This is a genomic window from Caballeronia hypogeia (genome assembly GCF_001544875.2).
In the GTDB taxonomy this organism is placed as follows: Bacteria; Pseudomonadota; Gammaproteobacteria; order Burkholderiales; family Burkholderiaceae; genus Caballeronia; species Caballeronia hypogeia.
This window is the reverse complement of record NZ_FCOA02000048.1, coordinates 1-17,763: the sequence shown is the minus strand read 5'-3', so window position 1 is coordinate 17,763 and position 17,763 is coordinate 1. Positions and strand designations below refer to the sequence as shown.

At 62.0% G+C, this 17,763-nt stretch carries 13 protein-coding genes and 1 pseudogene; 7 read left to right on the top strand and 7 right to left on the bottom strand.

The features are described 5' to 3' along the window. Positions 1-75: 75 nt before the first annotated feature. Complete coding sequence (locus AWB79_RS35790; protein WP_061172197.1) at positions 76-666, bottom strand: YbhB/YbcL family Raf kinase inhibitor-like protein; 591 nt, start codon at positions 664-666, stop codon at positions 76-78. Positions 667-956: 290 nt separating this feature from the next. Between AWB79_RS35790 and AWB79_RS35785 the strand changes: the two genes are divergently transcribed. Then, a complete protein-coding gene (locus tag AWB79_RS35785; RefSeq protein ID WP_061172196.1) occupies positions 957-1,670 on the top strand; it encodes a response regulator in 714 nt (237 codons plus the stop codon). Between the two features lie 74 nt (positions 1,671-1,744). On the opposite strand, the gene AWB79_RS35780 is transcribed toward AWB79_RS35785, so the two are convergent. Then, the gene (locus AWB79_RS35780) at positions 1,745-2,431 is read right to left on the bottom strand and encodes an orotate phosphoribosyltransferase (RefSeq protein WP_008352701.1); all 687 of its coding nucleotides are present in this window, start codon (positions 2,429-2,431) and stop codon (positions 1,745-1,747) included. Positions 2,432-2,712: 281 nt separating this feature from the next. On the opposite strand from AWB79_RS35780, the gene AWB79_RS35775 reads away from it, so the two are divergent. From AWB79_RS35775 to AWB79_RS40700, 4 genes and pseudogenes are all read left to right on the top strand, one after another. Further along, the gene (locus tag AWB79_RS35775; RefSeq protein WP_061172195.1) at positions 2,713-3,966 is read left to right on the top strand and encodes an MFS transporter; all 1,254 of its coding nucleotides are present in this window, start codon (positions 2,713-2,715) and stop codon (positions 3,964-3,966) included. Positions 3,967-4,238: 272 nt separating this feature from the next. Continuing rightward, on the top strand, positions 4,239-6,515 hold the full coding sequence (locus AWB79_RS35770; RefSeq protein WP_061172194.1) for an NADP-dependent malic enzyme: 2,277 nt from the start codon (positions 4,239-4,241) through the stop codon (positions 6,513-6,515). A gap of 261 nt (positions 6,516-6,776) precedes the next feature. Continuing rightward, positions 6,777-7,394, top strand: a pseudogene (locus AWB79_RS40875) (ESPR domain-containing protein); the annotation flags it as partial. Positions 7,395-7,422: 28 nt separating this feature from the next. Further along, positions 7,423-9,084, top strand: coding sequence for a YadA family autotransporter adhesin (locus AWB79_RS40700; protein WP_232471125.1), 1,662 nt, complete (start codon positions 7,423-7,425; stop codon positions 9,082-9,084). Between the two features lie 70 nt (positions 9,085-9,154). Here AWB79_RS40700 and AWB79_RS35755 read toward each other — a convergent pair whose 3' ends face one another. Beyond that, on the bottom strand, positions 9,155-12,730 hold the full coding sequence (locus AWB79_RS35755) for an indolepyruvate ferredoxin oxidoreductase family protein (RefSeq protein WP_061172191.1): 3,576 nt from the start codon (positions 12,728-12,730) through the stop codon (positions 9,155-9,157). Between the two features lie 343 nt (positions 12,731-13,073). Here AWB79_RS35755 and AWB79_RS35750 point away from each other — a divergent pair, with 343 nt between their 5' ends. After that, positions 13,074-13,283, top strand: coding sequence for a hypothetical protein (locus tag AWB79_RS35750; RefSeq protein WP_061172190.1), 210 nt, complete (start codon positions 13,074-13,076; stop codon positions 13,281-13,283). A gap of 108 nt (positions 13,284-13,391) precedes the next feature. Here the strand turns inward: AWB79_RS35750 and hppD are convergent, their stop codons facing one another. Beyond that, on the bottom strand, positions 13,392-14,495 hold the full coding sequence (gene hppD / locus AWB79_RS35745; RefSeq protein WP_061172189.1) for a 4-hydroxyphenylpyruvate dioxygenase: 1,104 nt from the start codon (positions 14,493-14,495) through the stop codon (positions 13,392-13,394). Between the two features lie 146 nt (positions 14,496-14,641). Between hppD and AWB79_RS35740 the strand changes: the two genes are divergently transcribed. Continuing rightward, positions 14,642-15,145 (top strand): Lrp/AsnC family transcriptional regulator, encoded by a 504-nt coding sequence (locus AWB79_RS35740; RefSeq protein ID WP_061172188.1) that lies wholly within the window; start codon positions 14,642-14,644, stop codon positions 15,143-15,145. Between the two features lie 97 nt (positions 15,146-15,242). On the opposite strand, the gene AWB79_RS35735 is transcribed toward AWB79_RS35740, so the two are convergent. The 3 genes from AWB79_RS35735 to AWB79_RS35725 form a co-directional block, all read right to left on the bottom strand. After that, entirely contained in the window at positions 15,243-15,908 is a 666-nt protein-coding gene (locus AWB79_RS35735; RefSeq protein ID WP_061172216.1) for a GNAT family N-acetyltransferase, read from the bottom strand. Between the two features lie 219 nt (positions 15,909-16,127). Further along, positions 16,128-16,733, bottom strand: a complete 606-nt coding sequence (locus AWB79_RS35730; protein WP_061172187.1) for a TetR/AcrR family transcriptional regulator — start codon at positions 16,731-16,733, stop codon at positions 16,128-16,130. A 27-nt stretch (positions 16,734-16,760) separates the two neighbouring features. Beyond that, on the bottom strand, positions 16,761-17,561 hold the full coding sequence (locus AWB79_RS35725) for a DUF1835 domain-containing protein (protein WP_061172186.1): 801 nt from the start codon (positions 17,559-17,561) through the stop codon (positions 16,761-16,763). Positions 17,562-17,763: the final 202 nt, after the last annotated feature.

Genomic DNA, 17,763 nt, shown 5'->3' with positions numbered 1-17,763 from the left:
CGGACGGATCGGGCCAGTCTAGCAAAGACATTTTTTCACCGACCGGCGCGAACGCACGCTTCCCGGCGAGAAAAGCTAGCGGCCATATGTGAAGGTCAGTTGCGCGCTTTCGATCGTCATCGTGCGGATTTCGTGCTCGAACATCAGCGCGGGCGTGCCCTGGCGCAGCCGCAGATCGGCGCTGTTGAGCGCGTAGACCGTCACGATGTAGCGGTGCGGCTTGCCGGGCGGCGGGCACGGGCCGCCGTAGCCGTCGGTGTCCCAGTCGTTGCGCGCTTCGACGGCGCCCATCTTGCGGAGGACGCCCGAGGCGCTCGCGTTGTTCGGAAGGCGGTCGGTGCCGGCCGGAATGCCCGCCACGGCCCAGTGCCACCAGCCACGGCCGGGCGCGTCGGGGTCGAAAATTGTCACGGCGAAGCTGCGCGTGCCGACGGGCGCGCCGCGCCAGTAGATCTGCGGCGAGCGGTTGCCGCCTTTGCATTCGGACTGATCGAACAGTAAGTCGCGCCCGACCGGCTTGCCGGGCGCCAGGTCGACGCTCGTCACGGCGAACGCGGGGTCGGCCGCGGCCTCGCGCGTTGTCGAGAAAGCTGCCGCCGCGAGGACGACCGAGAGTGCTGCTACGACATGGCCACTCGAACTCACGCGTCGACCGGTGAGGCGCATGGGCTGAACTCCTGTCAGTATCGTCGCGCGTTATAGCAGCGTTTCGCCGGCTGCAACGATGTTTTTTGTCTCAGTGATGCGCTTCGTGCCAAGTTGCAGTTTAACATTGCAACAAAGCATTAAAGCTTGGATTCCTTGAGACTTAACCGATGGCGCAGTTTGTGTTCACCGGTTTTGTCGCAGTGCGCAGCGCCCTTGACGGCGACCGCTTCTGATTCTATTGAAAGGTAGAAATGTGTATTCGACGTAGATTCGCGGCATCTGAATCGACCGACCGACAGGAGAAGTAAATGAGCCAGCGAATAAAAGTCATAATCGCGGACGATCATCCCGTGATTCTGTTCGGCGCTACGCAGGCGCTCAACAAGTTTCCCGAAGTGGAGGTCGTTGGTCAGGCGCGTCAATCGACAGAGTTGATCCAGCTCCTTCAGAAATCGCCGTGCGATGTCCTCGTCACGGATCTCGCCATGCCCGGCGGCTCGTATGGCGACGGCATGCCGCTGCTCGGATATATCGGCCGGCAATTCCCGCGAGTCAAGCTGGTCGTGCTGACCATGCTCGAAAATCCGGCGTTGCTCAAACGTTTGCGGGAAGTGGGCGTCATGTCGATCATCAACAAGGCCGACGACATGAATCACATCGGCTGGGCCATCCAGCATGTCATGCGCGGTCAGGAGTATCTCGGGCCTTCCGTGAAGACGGCGCTCGACAGCATGGGGCTCGGTGCGAATGGCCAGCAGCGCAGCGTGATTCTTTCCAAACGCGAGCTGGAAGTGGTCCGACTGTTCGTTTCGGGCATGACGATCACCGAAATTGCCGGACAATTGCGTCGCAGTATCAAAACGATCAGCACGCAAAAGAACACCGCGATGCGAAAACTCGGCATCGAACGAGATTCCGAGCTGTTTCAATACGCGCAAAGTAACGGGCTAATGAATCTCTCAGCCTATTCGGGCGACGGCTCACTCGACGATTCTCCAGTTCCGAATCCGAATTCGCTGTGACCTTTTTTGTCACTTTAAAATAAAAAAGCCGCTTGATTCAGCGGCTTTTTTTAATCTTGCAGAAATGCCAATGATTATTGCGGTGCGGCAGTAGCACCGCCGTGCGCGGCCGACCATTCAGCGGGTGCGTGCAGGAATTTCTCGACTTCATCGAGCGTTTTCGTCTCGAAGTAGCCCTGTTCCTTCGCGACGCGCAGCACGTCCCACCACGTGGCGAGCGCGTGCAAGTCGACGTCGATGTCCTTCAACACCGACACGCTCTCCTTGAAGATGTTGTAGTGGAACAGCACGAAGCAGTGGTTCACCGTCGCGCCCGCGGTGCGCAGCGCGTTGATGAAGTTGATCTTGCTGCGGCTGTCGGTCGTCAGGTCTTCGACGAGCAGCACGCGCTGGCCCTCGGTCAGGAGGCCTTCGATCTGCGCGTTGCGGCCGAAACCCTTCGGCTTCTTTCGCACGTATTGCATCGGCACCATCAGGCGGTCGGCGATCCATGCCGCGAACGGAATGCCTGCCGTCTCGCCGCCGGCGACCGCGTCGATCTGCTCATAGCCGACGTCGCGAAGAATGGTTGCTTCGGCCATTTCCATCAGGCCGCGGCGCACGCGCGGGTAGGAAATCAGCTTGCGGCAGTCGATATACACCGGGCTCGCCCAGCCGGACGTGAAGATGTACGGTTTTTCCGCGTTGAAGTGCACCGCCTGGACTTCGAGGAGCATCTTGGCGGTGGTGTCGGAGATCGTCTGGCGATCGAAGCCTGTCATGGGCGAATCCTTGGACTTGAGATGGCGCTTGGAGAAGCGGGGACGGCCGCGAGGGGCCAGGCGCATGATGGGACGCGGAAAGGGCGGTCGTACGGACCTTCTTTCGCGTTTCCTGCGCGCGTGTCGACGGGACTTGGCGCTTCAGCGCTTAGTGCCGTCCCATGCACAGCGAGCCCGCTATTTTACCCGAGGCGACGTGCCCGGTCGATGCGCGCGGGATTGTTTTGAATGTGTGAAGACGCGTAAACTCGCGCCGCTGTCGCATTTTTCACCATTTACCGATGACACCCGCTTCCCGCTCCACCCCCACCGACGATTCCACCACCGTTTCCCGTCACGCGCTGCACGCGCTTGTCGCGTCCGCGCTCGGCTATGCGATGGACGGCTTCGACCTGCTGATCCTCGGCTTCATGCTGCCCGCGATCGCCGCCGACCTGCACCTCACGCCGGCGCAATCCGGCGCGCTCGTCACCTGGACGCTCGCGGGCGCGGTCGCGGGTGGCGTCGTGTTCGGCATGCTGTCCGACTACTTCGGCCGGGTGCGCGTGCTGACCTGGACCATCCTTCTGTTCGCCGTCTTCACCGGCCTGTGCGCGTTTTCGCGCGGCTACGGCGATCTGCTGATCTACCGCACGATCGCCGGGATCGGGCTCGGCGGCGAATTCGGCATCGGCATGGCGCTGGTCGCGGAGGCCTGGCCCGCGCGGCTGCGCGCGCGGGTTTCGTCGTATGTCGGGATTGGCTGGCAGGCGGGCGTGCTCGCCGCTGCGCTTATTACGCCGTTGCTGCTGCCGGTGATCGGCTGGCGCGGCATGTTCGCGGTCGGACTGCTCCCGGCGGTCGTATCGTTTTTCGTGCGGCGGCATGTCGAGGAACCGGTGCTGTTCACCGAACGCCGCGCGGCCGTGGCGAACACCGAACCGGCCACCCGCAAGCTGCCGCTCAAACGTCTCTTCGACGACGCCCGCACCGCGCGCGCAAGCCTGGGCGTGATCATCCTGTGCTCCGTGCAGAACTTCGGCTACTACGGGCTGATGATCTGGCTGCCCAGCTATCTGTCGAAAACGTTCGGCTATTCGCTTACGAAATCCGGGCTCTGGACCGCGGCGACCGTGCTCGGCATGGCCGCAGGCATCTGGCTGTTCGGCGTCGCGGCGGATCGCTTCGGGCGCAAGCCGACGTTTCTCGTCTACCAGTTCGGCGCCGTCGCGATGGTTTTCGTCTACTCGAACCTGAGCTCGCCGGCCGCGCTGCTAATCGGCGGCGCGGTGATGGGCGTGTTCGTCAACGGCATGCTCGGCGGCTACGGCGCGCTCATCTCCGAGATCTATCCGACCGAAGCGCGCGCCACCGCGCAGAACGTGCTCTTCAATATAGGGCGCGCGGTCGGCGGGCTGGGACCGGTGGCGGTAGGCGCGCTCGCGGCGCGCTATTCCTTCGCCCTCGCGCTTGCATTCCTTGCGTCGATCTATCTGCTCGACGTCATCGCGACGCTCTTCCTGATTCCCGAAAAACGCGGCGCCGAACTCGAGTGAGATCGCACAGGTTCATCGGATGAATGCCGTCCGGATGCACTGAAACGTTGCATCGCGTCATCTCGGGCGCGCGGTGTACACTGATTGTCCCAAAAAAGAACAATGCTCCGTCCGCTCGCTCCATCCTTGGCGAGCGGCACGCTGCGTCTATCCGGCGCGTCGAGTAGAACTTGGTCCATCGATTCACATTCCCGCATTCATTGCAGCACGGTCGACGGTAGTGTGAACCCTGTTCAAATAATTCCCAAACGTCTAAACGTCTCAGGTCAATCATGGACGAACAACTGAAGCAAAGCGCCCTCGCGTATCACCAGAATCCCCGTCCCGGCAAGATTTCCGTCACGCCGACCAAACCGCTCTCCAACCAGCTCGATCTCTCGCTCGCGTATTCGCCGGGCGTCGCCGCCGCGTGCATGGCGATTTACGACGAACCGCTCGACGCGCAGAAGTACACCTCGCGCGCGAATCTCGTCGGCGTCGTGACGAACGGCACGGCCGTGCTGGGTCTCGGCAACATCGGCCCGCTCGCCGCGAAGCCGGTCATGGAGGGCAAGGGCTGTCTGTTCAAGAAGTTCGCGGGCATCGACGTGTTCGATATCGAACTGGCCGAAACCGATCCGGACAAGCTCGTCGAAGCGATCGCGATGCTCGAACCGACGCTCGGCGGCATCAATCTCGAAGACATCAAGGCGCCGGAATGCTTCTATATCGAAAAGAAGCTGCGCGAGCGCATGAAGATTCCCGTTTTCCATGACGATCAGCACGGAACGGCGATCATCGCGTCGGCGGCGATTCTCAATGGCCTGAAAGTCGTCGGCAAGAAGCTGGACGAAGTGAAACTCGTCTGCTCCGGCGCGGGCGCGGCCGCGATCGCGTGTCTGGACTTGCTCGTCCATCTGGGCTTGAAGAAGTCGAACACGCTCGTGATCGATTCGAAGGGCGTGATCTACGAAGGCCGCGGCAATCTCGATGCCTCGAAGGAACGCTATCAGGCGAGCACCGATGCCCGCACGCTCGCCGATGCCATGCACGGCTGCGACGTGTTCCTCGGCTGTTCGAGCGCGGGCGTGCTCAAGGCCGAAATGGTCCAGACGATGGCCGACAAGCCGCTGATTCTCGCGCTCGCGAATCCGGAGCCGGAGATCCGTCCGGAAGAGGCGAAGCGCGTGCGCCCGGACTGTATCGTCGCGACGGGCCGTTCGGACTATCCGAATCAGGTGAACAACGTGCTGTGCTTCCCGTTCATCTTCCGCGGCGCGCTGGACGTGGGCGCGACGACCATCACGGAAGAAATGAAGCTCGCGTGCGTGCGCGCGATCGCGGAACTCGCGGAAGAAACCGATCAGGGCGATGAAGTCGCGAAGGCCTATGAAGGCCATTCGCTTGAATTCGGTCCGGAATATCTGATTCCGAAGCCTTTCGATCCGCGTCTGATCATCAAGATCGCGCCGGCTGTCGCGCAGGCCGCGATGGATTCGGGCGTGGCGACGCGTCCGATCAAGGACATGGATGCGTATCGCGAGACGCTGGGCGCGACCGTGTATCGCACCGGCATGGTGATGCGCCCGGTGTTCGCGACGGCCAAGTCGGCGCCGGCGCGCATCGCGTTCGCGGAAGGCGAGGACGAGCGCGTGCTGCGCGCCGCGCAATTCGTGCTGCTGGAGAAGATCGCGAAGCCGATCATCATCGGCCGTCCGGCGGTGGTCGAGATGCGTCTGCAGAAGATGGGCTCGAAGCTCAAGCCGGGCGTCGATTTCGAGATCGTGAATCCGGAAGACGATCCGCGCTACCAGAAGAGCTGGCAGGCGTATCACGAGATCGCCGCGCGTCAGGGCGTGACGCCGGAAGGCGCGAAGGCCGCGTTGCGCAAGTTCAACACGCTGATCGGCGCGATTCTGGTCCACACGGGCGACGCCGACGGCATGATCTGCGGTCTCATCGACACGTATCAGGATCACCTGAAGTTCATCGAGCAGGTGCTCGGCAAGGCGCCGGGCGTTAAGAACTTCGCGGCGATGAATCTGCTGATGCTGCAGGGACGCAATCTGTTCATCAGCGATACCTACGTGAACGAGACGCCGACGCCCGAGCAGCTCGCCGACATGACGATTCTCGCGGCGCGTGAGATCGAGCGCTTCGGGGTTCAGCCGAAGGTGGCGCTGCTGTCGAATTCGAACTTCGGCAGCGTGGCGAGCGCGTCGAGCCAGCGTATGGCCGAGGCGCGCAAGCTGATCGCGGAGCGCGCGCCGAATCTGGAAATCGACGGTGAGATGCATGGCGACGCGGCGTTGTCCGAAGCGGTGCGCAAGGCGGCGTTCCCCGGCACGACGCTGCACGGCGAGGCGAATCTGCTGATCATGCCGAACGTGGAAGCGGCGAACATCACGTACAACCTGCTCAAGATGGTGAGCGGCGAGGGCGTGACGGTCGGGCCGTTCCTCCTCGGTGCTGCGAAGCCCGTGCATATTCTGACGCCGGCAGCGACCGTGCGGCGGATCATCAACATGACGGCGGTGGCTTCGGCTGGAGCGGCTGTGGGGAACAAGTAACGCTATTGCGGCTCGGCGCGCTTGCGCCGCTGTGGGAAAAGGCGGTGATCACCCGGAAAGGTGGTCATCGCCTTTTTTTCGTGAAGAGGGCACGAAAGGAGTCAACGATTCGGCTCGTGTCGGGCCTACACACGCACTGGGCTCAAAGCAAAATCAAATTTCGTGACATTTTTGAGCGACAAACTATGACATCAGTCCTGGCAGAAACTCGCTGAAAATCCGCAGCCTTATCTGGCTTCTCGCCATCAGGAATCTGCGGAAATGAACAAGACTTATCGAGTCGTCAGGAATGTCGAAACAGGAGCATGGGTTGTCGTTCCGGAAACGGCAAAGTCGAATAGCAAATCGAAGGTGATCCTGGGTGCGATCGCTGCTTTCTGTGCAGTTGGCGCAGCGTCGCCGGCGCAGGCCTATACCGCGAACGGCGGAAACGAAAACGGCCTCGATACCGCTATCGCGGTCGGAAACGGTGCCAACGCGACGGCGGCCAACACGGTCGCGCCAGGGGCGAATTCGGTGGCGAACCAGGCGAATACCGTGTCGGTCGGCAGCTCGGCGCAACAGAGCCAGATCGTCAATATGGCGGAAGGCGTGCAAGACACCGATGCGGCAACCATCGCCCGTTTGAAGAGCACGGGCCTCAAGCTCGGCTCGCAACTGAACGCGACCAACGCGCAAGTCGCGGCCGTTAGCGGGATCGAGTACTTCCACACGAACTCGACAGCGGCGGATTCGTCGGCAACGGCCCCGAACTCGACGGCCATCGGCCCGCAGGCGAGTGCCGATGGCGGTGCAGCGCTCAGCGATTCGAGCACCGACGCGGTCAATGGCTCGCAGCTCAACGCGACCAACACGAATGTCAGTACGCTCAACACATCGGTCACCCAGTTGCAGGACCACACCAGGTATGTCGTCGCCAATGAAGGCCGCCGCGCTCAATGGTTCGAGCACGGACGCGGTGAACGGCTCGCAGCTTTACACGACGAACCAGAATCTGACTGCGCTTTCGGACAGCGCGGTGAAGTACGACTCGTCCAACCACGATCTGATTTCGCTGGGCAACACCGGCACGCCGGTCCAGGTGACTAACGTAAAGGCCGCCGCGCTCAACGATTCGAGCACGGACGCCGTCAACGGTGCCCAGCTGTACGCCGTGCAGCAGAGCATGGCCGGTCTCGCAAGCGACGCGGTCATGTACGACTCGGCCAAGCATGACGTCGTCACGTTCGGCAAACCGGGCACGCCGGTGCAACTGACCAACGTGAAGGCTGGCGCGCTCACCGCGACGAGTTCCGACGCCGTCAACGGCGCGCAGCTCTATGCGACGAATCAGGCGGTCGCGAAGAACACGACGGACATCAGCAACCTCTCGACCACGGTCAACAACTGGACGAACGATGTCGAAACCGGTCAGGTCGGCCTCGTGCGCCAGGATCTGACGACGCGCAACCTGACCATCGGCGCGGCGACGGATGGCGCATCCATCAATGTCGCGGGCACATCGGGTTCGCGCGTGGTGACCGGCGTCGCGAACGGCGCGGTGAACGCCACGAGCACCGACGCGATCAACGGTTCGCAACTCTACGCGGCATCGGCGGCAACCGCTGCGGCGCTTGGCGGCGGTGCGGGCGTCGATGCGAACGGCGTGGTGACCGCGCCCGCCTACACGGTCGGCGGCACCACGGTGAACAACGTCGGCGCAGCAATCGAAAATCTCGATGGTCGCGTGACGAAGAACACTTCCGATATCGCCACGCTGCAAGGCGGCCTGGCGGACGTGACGGCGGTGGCGAACAACGCTGTCGCGTATGACTCGACCGATCACAAGAAGGTGACGCTCGGCGGCGAAGCCGCAGCGGGCGGTTCGGCGCCGGCGCCGGTGCAACTGACCAACGTGAAGAACGCCGAACTCTCCGCCACGAGCACGGACGCCGTCAACGGCGGCCAGCTCTTCGCCACCAACACGAAGCTGGACAAGTACGCCGGCATCGTCGACGGCTATCAGCAGGCTGGCGTGGGTTACGTGGCCGTCAATTCGTCGAGCGCGCCGCGTCCCGTGGCGAGCGGAACGGATGCGATCGCCATTGGCGCGGGAACCGTGGCTGCGGGCAATAACTCGATCGCGCTCGGTGCGAATGCGTCGGCGAAAGGCAATAACGCCATCGCGCTAGGCTCGAACTCGGTCGCAGATCAGGACAACACGGTATCGGTCGGCTCCGCTGGCAACGAACGTCGCGTGACCAATGTGGCACCGGGCACCGGTGGCACGGACGCGGTCAACATGAACCAGATGAATGCGATGCGCAACGATTTCGGGTCGAGCATGACGTCGCTGCAGCGCAGCTCGTTCGCCGGCGTCGCGGCAGCCATGGCGATGCCGCTGTTCACGCCGCGCGAGCCGGGACACACGGTGGTGTCGGCGTCGGTCGGCACTTATAAGGGCTACAGCGCGCTGGGCCTGGGCGTGACCTACCGTGCGCGTAACGGCGGCCTGCTGGTGAACGGTGCATTGGCGGTCACGCCATATGGCGACACGGGCGCGCGCGCGTCGGTAGCCTACGACTTCTGATCGGTCGGTTGCGCTGAAAAGACAAAGGGCGATCCTCCGGGATCGCCCTTTTTGTTGCAGGAAACGCGTGTCAGGCCACTTGCCGCTTCTCACCGCCCTCATTGGAACGCCACCGCGCCAGCAGCTTCTCCCACTTCACCTTCGCCGCCTTCACGTTGTTTTCCTTGATGTGCCCATAACCACGCATTGAATCCGGCAGACTGGCGAGTTCGATCGCAAGCGGAAGCTTTCGCGCCGTCAGGCCGCCGATCAGCTCCTTCACCAGCGCCTCATACTCGCCGATCAGCGCGCGCTCCATCTTCCGCTCCTCGGTGTGCCCGAACGGATCGAGCGCAGTCCCGCGCAAAAACTTCATCCGCGCCAGAACGCGCATCGCCGACATCATCCACGGGCCGTACTGCTTCTTCACCAGATGCCCATGCGCATCCTTCTTCGACAAGGAAGGCGGCGCGAGATGCACCTTGATCTTCCAGTCGCCTTCGAAACTTGCTCGAACCTTCTCGATGAACGCCGGATCCGCATAAAGACGGGCGACTTCATACTCGTCCTTGTACGCCATCAGCTTGTGAAGATTCCGGACGACGGCTTCAGTGAGCGCGTATTGACTGTCACCGAGCGACGCTTCTTTCGCGCGCACTTCAGCAACCAAACGGCCGTAACGCGCCGCGTACGCTGCGTTCTGATACTTCGCGAGATAGTCGAGCCGCTTGTCGATGAGCGCATCGAGCGCCTTCGGCGTGTGCAGCGAGATGACCTTGCTCGGCGCCTCTTGCGCTTGCGTCCCGTGAGCGAGCCGCGTCACGGCGGCAAGATCGTGCGCGGCGCGGCGGCCCCATTCGAACGCCGCGAGATTCTTTTCGACCTGCACCGCGTTCAGTTCGATCGCACGCACCAGCGATTCATGCCGCAACGGCACCCAGCCCTTTTGCCACGCGAAGCCGAGCACGAACGGATTCGTGTAGATCGCATCGCCCATCAGCGCGACGGCGAAGCGGTTCGCATCGACCAGCGCGACATGCTTGCCCGCCGCCGCTCGGATATCCGCCTCCGCGCTCGCGCCCGGAAAACTCCAGTTCGGGTTCTTGATGAAGTCCGCCGTTGGCGTCTGCGCGCTGTTCACGACCACGCGCGTGTGATCCGGCTGCATCCGCGAGCCGCAGTCGTTGCTCGCCGTGACGATCGCATCGCAGCCGATGACGAGATCCGCCTCACCCATCGCGATACGCGTCGCGTGGATATCGGCCGGACGGTTGGCGATCTGCACGTGGCTCATCACCGCGCCGCCTTTCTGCGCGAGACCGGTGACATCGAGCACGGTGACGCCTTTCTGCTCCAGATGCGCCGCCATGCCCAGCAACGCGCCGATCGTCACGACGCCCGTTCCGCCGACGCCCGTCACCAGCACGCCATACGGCCGCGCGATTTCCGGAAGCTCGGGCGCGGGCACGGGCGGCATCGCGTCGTCGGCGACGCTCGTTGCCTTCGGCTTCTTCAACTGGCCGCCTTCCACCGTGACGAAGCTCGGGCAGAAGCCGTTCAGGCACGAATAGTCCTTGTTGCAGGTCGACTGATTGATCTGCCGCTTGGTGCCGTATTCGGTCTCGAGCGGTTCGACCGAAAGGCAATTCGACTTCACCGAACAATCGCCGCAACCCTCACACACGGCTTCGTTGATGACGACGCGCCTGGCGGGATCGGGGAACGCGCCGCGCTTCCTGCGGCGGCGCTTCTCGGTCGCGCAGGTCTGGTCGTAAATCAGAATCGATGTGCCGGCAATTTCGCGCAACTGTCGCTGAATGTCGTCGAGTTCGTCGCGATGATGCACGTCGATGCCGGGCGCGAGGCCCGTCGTCGCCGTGTATTTCTCCGGTTCATCCGTGACGATCACGATCTTCGACGCGCCTTCCGCCGCCAGTTGATGCGTGATCTGCGGCACGGTCAGCACGCCATCGACGGGCTGGCCGCCGGTCATCGCGACCGCATCGTTGTAGAGAATCTTGTAGGTGATGTTCACCTTCGCCGCGATCGCCGCGCGGATCGCGAGCAGGCCGGAATGGAAGTACGTGCCGTCGCCGAGATTGGCGAACACGTGTTTGTCGTTCGAGAACGGCGCCTGGCCGACCCACGCGACGCCTTCCCCGCCCATCTGGCTGAACGTGCTCGTGCTGCGGTCCATCCAGACCGTCATGTAATGACAGCCGATGCCCGCCATCGCGCGCGAGCCTTCGGGCACGTTCGTCGATGTGTTGTGCGGACAGCCCGAGCAGAACCACGGCTTGCGCTCTGCCTCGACGCGCGGGCGCGCAAGCGCTTTTTCCTTCGCGTCGATCACGGCGAGCCGCGCGGCGATGCGCGCGCGCACGTCGGCGGGCAAATCGAATTTCTCCAGCCGCGTGGCGATCGCCTTCGCGATGATCGCCGGCGAGAGTTCGTAATGCGCGGGAAGGAGCCAGTTGCCCATCGGCACGGACCATTCGCCACCCGCGCCGTCTTTCTCGTCGAACTTGCCGTAGACGCGCGGGCGCTGCGCATCGGGCCAGTTGTACAACTCTTCCTTGATCGCGTATTCGAGAATCTGGCGCTTTTCCTCGACGACCAAAATCTCTTCCAGCCCGCGCGCGAATTCGTGCGCGCCTTGCGCTTCGAGCGGCCACACGCAGCCGACCTTGTACAGACGGATGCCGATCTGCGAGCAAGTGGCGTCGTCGAGACCGAGATCGGTCAGCGCCTGACGCACGTCGAGATAGGCCTTGCCGCCGGTCATGATGCCGAAGCGCGCATGCGGCGAATCGATTTCCACGCGATCCAGCTTGTTCGCGCGCACGTAGGCGAGCGCGGCGTACCACTTGTAGTCGAGCAGACGCGCTTCCTGCACGAGCGGCGGATCGGGCCAGCGGATATTCAGTCCGCCGTCGGGCATCGCGAAGTCGGTCGGCAGAATGATTTTCGTGCGATGTGGATCGATATCGACCGAAGCCGACGATTCCACGACATCGGTCACGCATTTCATCGCGACCCAGAGGCCGGAGTAGCGGCTCATCGCCCAGCCATGCAAGCCGAAATCGAGATATTCCTGAACGTTCGAAGGAAACAGCACAGGCAGGCCGCACGCCTTGAATATGTGCTCCGACTGGTGCGCGAGCGTCGATGACTTCGCGGCGTGATCGTCGCCGGCGAGCACCAGCACGCCGCCGTGCTTCGACGATCCGGCCGAGTTACCGTGCTTGAAGACATCGCCCGAACGGTCTACACCGGGGCCTTTGCCGTACCACATCGCGAACACGCCGTCGTGCTTCGCGCTCGGGTACAGGTTGACTTGCTGCGAGCCCCACACGGCGGTGGCGGCGAGATCTTCGTTCACGCCCGGCTGGAACACGACCTGATGCCCGGCGAGATGCTTCTTCGCCTTCCAGAGAGACTGGTCGAGACCGCCAAGGGGAGAACCGCGATAGCCGGAAATGAATCCGGCTGTATTGAGCCCGGCGGCCTTGTCGCGTTCCTGCTGAAGCATCGGCAGGCGCACCAGCGCCTGGATGCCGCTCATGTAGGCGCGGCCGCGTTCGAGCGTGTATTTGTCGTCTAGCGTGACGGACTTCAATGCGGCTTCTAGCGAAGCTCTTTGTTCTGCGTCTAGCGGGGCGTTCATTATGTGTCTTCCTCCACCCGAGGTTTGGGATCACCAAAGCATGTTTCGGGCCTTCGCGTCTTGTGAACGGTCGGACCGGGATTCCAGTGTGCCGGTCTAAGGGTTTTCGAGACAGTGGGACAAACCCGTTAAAAATTCCTCACTTAGCATAGGTTTGCGTCAGATCCTCGACGATTTGACCGTCACCGAGAGGGTTTTGTTACAGCGTGTAAATCCGACCGGTTCGCGGAACCCTCGCGCTCATGTCTGTCTAAAATGGCGCTTCCGGAATTCCCGTGCCGTCTTTTTGCGCACGTTTGAGTCCGAAAGCAAGTTGTACACATGTAGTTAGAAGGAGATAACGATGAAACAACGCCACATCCAGAATTTCTTGATGGTATCGGCGGCATTTTTCGCGATCAGCGCGCCGGTGGGCGGCGCGCGGGCGAACAATGCGTCGCCGTTCGGGGCGTCGTCGGTTGCACAGGTCGCGCAAGCGCGCATCCAGTCCGTTCAGGCCGGCGCCGAGAAGCGCCGCGAATCGGAAAGCAGCGACGACGAGACGGCGGGCTGATCCGCTCGTGCGGTCCGCAACGGCTACGCGGACCGCCATGACGAACAAAAGGGACATGGACCTTCGCGGTCCATGTCCCTTTTTTAATGCCTGCGATTCGGCCGTTGATTAGCTCGCGGTCGTATCCTTCAGCACGCCGCGCCGCATCTGATCCAGTTCGATCGATTCGAACAGCGCCTTGAAGTTGCCCTCGCCGAAGCCCTGATTGCCCTTGCGCTGGATGATCTCGAAGAAGATCGGCCCGATCTGGTTCTCCGTGAAGATCTGCAGCAGGATTTCGTCCTTGGTGCCGTCGATCAGAATCTTGCGCTTTTTCAGCTCGGCAACCGATTCGACGTGACCCGGCACGCGGCGGTCCACGAGCTCGTAATACGTGTCGATGGTGTCGAGCAGCGCGATCTTCGCGTCGCGCAGGCCGTCGACCGTGCTGTAGATGTCGCCGCTTCCCAGCGCGATGTGCTGAATGCCTTCGCCGTGATACGCGTCGAGATATTCCTGGATCTGGCCGGCGTTCTCCGAGCCTTCCTCGTTGATGGGGATACGGATCTTGCCGCACGGCGACGTCATCGCCTTCGACTTCACGGCCGTCACCTTGCCTTCGATATCGAAATAACGGACTTCGCGGAAGTTGAACAGACGCTCGTAAAACTCCGCCCATTCGACCATGCGGCCGCGGTGCACGTTGTGCGTCAGGTGATCGATATAGGTCAGACCGTGGCCAACGGGATTCTGCTCGGCGCCCGGAATCGGCTCGAAGTCGACGTCATAGATGCTGATGTCGCCGATGCTGCCCGGCTGCGCGCCGTTCTTGCCGCGCCAGCGATCGACGAAATAGATCAGCGAATCGCCGATGCCCTTGATCGCCGGAATATTCAGCTCCATCGGACCGGTCTTGTTATCGAAGCCCCATGCGCCGAGTTCGAGCGCGCGCTTGTAGGCCCTGGCGGCATCGGCGACACGAAACGCGATTGCGCAGATCGACGGGCCGTGCAGGCGCGCGAAGCGCTGCGCGAACGAGTCCGGCTCCGCATTGATGATGAAGTTGATCTCGCCCTGACGGTACAGCGTCACGTCCTTGTGACGATGCTTTGCAATCGCGGTGAAGCCCATCTGCTCGAACAGTTTGCCGAGTGCGACGGGGTCCGGCGCCGTGTATTCGATGAACTCGAAGCCGTCGGTTCCGACGGGATTTTCCCAAGTCGTTGCGGTCATGCATGTCTCCTGATTTAGGTGCGGCGCGTGTGCGCGACGTGGAGACAAGTTTAGTCAGGAGGCAACGGCAAAAACTTGCGAAAAAAATCGCGTGTTTCTACTATTGCGCACGATGCTGCCAAACGAGCAGTGATTGGAGCTACAAAATGGCCGAACTGGAACTGGACACGATAGACCTCAGAATTCTGGCGATCCTTCAGGAGAATGGCCGTCTGTCGAATCAGGAGATCGCGGATCGCGTGAATTTGTCGCCGAGTCCGTGCCTGCGGCGAATCCGACGTCTGGAGGAAAGCGGCGTGATCCGTGGCTACGTGGCGCTGCTCGACGCGAAAAAGCTCGGTCTAGGCCTTCTGGCCTATATCAACGTGCGGCTGGAGAAACGCGGCGGCACTCAGGCGGCGGCGGGCACGCCGAAAACTCCGACGCACGGCGACCTGTTCCGCGAGGCGGTTCGTTCGTGGCCGGAAGTCGTCGCCTGCGACGCGATGACCGGCGAGATGGATTTTCTGCTGCGCGTGCAGGTGCGCGACATGGATGACTTTTCGCGCTTCGTGCAGGATCAGCTTCTGCATCACCCATCCGTCATCGACGTGCGATCGAGCTTTTCGCTCGAACGCATCAAGGAGACGACGGTGTTGCCGCTGCGCTGAATCGCGATGAGTTGCGCAAAAAAGAAGAAGGGCGGTCGAAGCCGCCCTTTTTGTGCTGGTCCCGCTCGCAGCGCGAACCCCGCGCTGTCTTGCAAATTTACGCGGCGTCGGCCGTCGGCATGAATGCCTGAAAAACCTGCGACGTGCGATGCGCCTGACGCTTGATCGCGTAGTCGAACAGCGCGGCCTGTTCCTGAAGCATTTCGGTCATGATGCTGTTCTGGTCCGCCGGCTCCAGCGAAAGATACGCGTCGGCTTCGCCGTATGCATACTCGATCTTCATGCCCGACTTCCGCGCGATATGCATCATGGTCGAATTGCGCGACAGGCAGTGCATGTAAAGCACCGAAACATGCGTGTTGCGGCTTCGCATGGCGGCGCGCTCGAACAGCTTCGAACCGACGCCGCGGCCGCGCGCGCTTTCGAGCACGGAAACGCCGAACTCGGCGGTGCGCTTGTCGCCTTCGGCCGGCAGATAGGCCAGATGGCCGACGCCGATCAGCTCCAGCGCACTGCCGAACACACCGAAAACCTTGTCGTTCGCGAAGTTGATGTTGCGCACGTAGTTTTCGATGACGTGATCCGGCACGACCTGGCCAAAGCGCAGCAGGCGATCGTCTTCGTCGAGCGCGCGAAAGTGGGTGAGCAGGCGTTCGCGATCCGAAGAGGACAGTTCACGAACGAGAACCGGCAAGCGCGCGCCGTCCAGCGAATGATCGCTCGCGACGATCTGTTCAGCGGTGCGGTTGATGGTCAGTTCCATGGTCATTCCTCCTTCATTCGTCATGCAGCATGCTGCAAAGCAAAACGAATTCTAGCCGATTGCGGAGAAATGGATACGGGAAAACCCTTAAAACGCACTAGGGGAGGCGTTCTAAATGGCTACTGAAATCGATTTTATTTCTTTAAAATCAGTTATTTATGTTAATTGCGTAAACGCAACGATTTGCCGACCGGACGGTTTGTTGTGTCGCAACATACTTCAGCTTTCGCCGTTCAGCCCGTTCTCGATCATGTCGACAACCTGCTCGGCGAATTCCTGATAACCGAGCTTCCCGCCCGGCTTGAGCCAGGTAAAGGTCCAGTTGATCATGCCGAAGACCATCATCGTGAGCGCGGTCTGATTGTCCTTGGTTGCGCGCTTCGGATATGCGCGCGCAAGCTGGCGCGCGAATGCCGCGACGATGTCACGCTGACGGTCGAGAATGATCTGGCGCTGCGCCTCTTCGAGATACTTCACATCATTGAGCAGCGCGACGTGGCGACTGTGCGACGTCTCGTATTCGGCGAGAAACGCGCGCACGAGATCGGCGAAAGATTCGCGCTCGCCGAGCCCGCGCCGCTGGCTCGCGCCTTCCACTTCCGCGATGATCAGCATCAGCCGCTTGGTGTAGCGGTCGAGCAGATCGAAGAGAATCGCTTCCTTGCTCTCGTAATAGTGATAGAGGCGCGCCTTCGACGTGCCGCTCGCGGCGGCGAGATCGGCCATCGACGTGCTGGGATAGCTCGTCTGGGCGAATTTCGCGGCGGCGAGTTCCAGAATCTGTTCGCGTTGCGTCTCGTGATCGGGCGCTTTGGTACGGGCCATGTGTTCTAAGAGTGCGTTTTTATGGGTTCAGCGGCGCAAGTCGGCCTGCATCATCTCGGACGACGTGCCGCGGATTTTAAGCCGTCCCGCGTTGACGAGCTCCCGGCAGCGCCAGAATGCGACGGAGTCGGAGAGCATGAAGTCGAAGCGCTGGCCCATCGCTGCGCCGGCGATCTGCCGCGCCGGTTTCCAGTCGGGACCGGCGAGGTCGAGCAAGGCTTCGTCGACATCGACCCAGGTGCCCGACACCAGCATGTTGTCGCGCAGGCGGCGTGTCTCGGCGCTTGCGTGCTTCGCTTCCTGCCATTCGAGCGCGAGCCGGCTGATGCGCAGCACGGAAATCGGCGCGGCGGTTGGCAGCTTCGCGAGCAGTTGTTTCGGCGAAAACATGCCGACGGCCGTCGCGCGATCGGCGCGTCCGACGCGCTCGGGCTGGCTGTCATCGGTCGCGATGGCGAGGTCGTCGTGGGACAGTTTCGCTTCGTTCAGGCGCTGCGGCGCGTTGCGCAGGTGATAGGCGACGCGGCGCAAGGTGAGCTGATCGGCGGCGCTCTGGCCGTGCCATATGACGATCTGCGCGTCGCCGCGCGCGAGGCCGGCGAAGAGCGCCTGCTGCTTCTCCAGTTCGTCCTCGAAGTCGATCGCGCTGTTCGTCACCAGACGCCAGAACGCCGCGCGCGCGAGTGACGATTCGTCGATGTCCCTGATCGGTCCAACGGCAAGATCGTCGCGCAGCGCGATGACGTTTTCTTCGCGGTCGGCGCGACGCAACGCTTCTGTGAGGGATTGGGCCGCGGAATCGCCATTCGTGACGTGAATCGTGTTCATCGGTGTCGGATGCCGGAAAGACGAAAGGACCACTCGGGTGAGCGGTCCTAGTTTACGCGAATCGAATGACGCCCGGCTGTGGCTTAACGCGCTTCTAGCGTTCGTCGAAACTCACCACCACGCGTTCGCTCACCGGATGACACTGGCAAGTCAGCACGAAGCCGTCATCGATTTCGTGTTGTTCGAGCGTGTAGTTCTTGTC